This window comes from Kitasatospora sp. NPDC024654 (assembly GCF_055559155.1).
In genome coordinates this window covers 1-1744 of sequence record NZ_JBVHLF010000251.1, presented here as the reverse complement: position 1 = coordinate 1744, position 1744 = coordinate 1, and the positions used below count along the sequence as shown (strand labels likewise).

Genomic DNA, 1744 nt, shown 5'->3' with positions numbered 1-1744 from the left:
CCGTCGGAAAAGGACCCGAACCACGGGCACCTCGTCGGCGGCCTACTTCACTCTGTGAGGGCCGAGGGGTGAGATTCCCCTCGGCTACTCGGCAGCCCTTCCCTCCAGAAGAGCCGCACTCATCGTGTTTCGTGCACCACATCGGCGAGCGGGGATGGCTGACAGGCCCCGACCTCACCGGCCTCGTACTCGATCTCCCACGCCATCACCCTAAAACGCCGAAGTCAGTGTAGGCCCGACCGCTGATCGCTCAGGTGCGCCGCAGCGTCGCGGTGGCGATCTCCAGGAAGTCGCGTAGCAACTTTTCGCGCCGGTCCGCGCGGACGACCAGGCACGTCTCGATCCCTGGGGCGTCCGTGACGGGGAGATGGGCGAGGTCGGGGCGGGAGTAGGAGCGCGCGACGCTCAGCGGGACGAGCGCGATGCCGTGCCCGGAGGCGATGAGCTCGAACTTCTCCTCCAGGGTCGACGTGCGCCGCGTCGGTGTGTCGAGCATCGGCTCACCGTCGAGGTCTGCGGAGGTGAGCTCCTGGCGGCAGGCGAGCGGGTGTGCCGCGGGCATGCAGGCGACCCTGGGCTCATGGCCGACGGGGATGGTGTGCAGTCCCGAGTCGTCGAACGGCCGCCGTAGGTACCCGACCTCGGCCCGGCCGTCCCGCAGCGGCGCGTCCTGCTCCCACCAGCGTGCCGGGACGACGTCGGTCTCGACGTCCGGGTGGCGCGAGGTGAACGCCCGGATCGCCTCCGACACACGCAGCCCGGGGGAGAAGGCGATTACGAGCCGTTGGACGCCCCGATCGACGTCGTGCACGCGTCGCACCGCCGCTGTGACGGCTGCGAGGATCCCTTGAGCCTCCTCGTGGAGCTGCTTCCCGGCGGCTGTCAGCTCCACGCTGCGGGTGGTTCGCACCAGCAGCGTGCACTCCAACTCCTGCTCCAAAGCCCTGACCTGACGGCTGAGAACTGGCTGGGTGATGTAGAGCTGTTCCGCCGCCCGGCCGAAGTGTCGGTGCTCGGCCACCGCGACGAAGTAGCGGAGCTTGCGCAGGTCGAGATCCATGCCCTCAAGGTATCAATCAGCGGGAAGGGTATTGGACGGCGCCAGTGGCCGACCCCGAGACTCGAAACATGATCGTCATCACCACTCCCACCGGCCAGATCGGCAGCCGGCTCCTGGACATCCTGCTCAACGAGGCCCCCACGCGCGGTGAAGAGCTGCGCGTCATCGTGCGCGACCCCGGGAAACTCCCCTCCGCGGCCCGCGCCCGCGTGGACGTCGTCACCGGCTCCCACGGCGACGCAGCGGTCGTCGACCGGGCCTTCACCGGCGCGGACGCCGTCTTCTGGCTCGCCCCGCCAGACCGGCAGACACCAAGCCTGGACGCCGTGTACTCCGGGTTCACCCGCGCCGCCGCGAAGGCGTTCACGGCCCACGGAGTGAGGCACGTCGTCGGCGTCTCGGCGCTCGGCCGCGGCACTCCCACCGCCGACCGTGCCGGGCTGGTGACAGCGTCGCTGGCCATGGACGACCTCATCGCAAGTACAGGCGTGGCCTACCGGGCGCTCGCGAACCCGACCTTCATGGACAACCTGCTACGGCAGGTAGCGCCGATCCGCGACCACGGCGTGTTCATCGACACAGTCACCGCTGAGGTTTCCCCTCTGACCTGGACAGCTTGATACTGGGACGGTTGATCCCAGAGGAAGCAGTTCGAGGTAGTGAGTAAGCAGAGCAACAGGAGCA

1 protein-coding gene and 1 pseudogene are annotated in these 1744 nt (G+C 68.5%); one reads left to right on the top strand and one right to left on the bottom strand.

Translation table 11 applies throughout. From position 1 onward, the window contains the following. Positions 1 to 250: 250 nt before the first annotated feature. The gene (locus ACZ38L_RS39405; protein WP_465702955.1) at positions 251 to 1060 is read right to left on the bottom strand and encodes a LysR family transcriptional regulator; all 810 of its coding nucleotides are present in this window, start codon (positions 1058 to 1060) and stop codon (positions 251 to 253) included. 68 nt (positions 1061 to 1128) lie between these two features. On the opposite strand from ACZ38L_RS39405, the pseudogene ACZ38L_RS39400 reads away from it, so the two are divergent. Then, positions 1129 to 1653: pseudogene (locus tag ACZ38L_RS39400) on the top strand (NAD(P)H-binding protein); the annotation flags it as partial. Positions 1654 to 1744 lie beyond the last annotated feature (91 nt).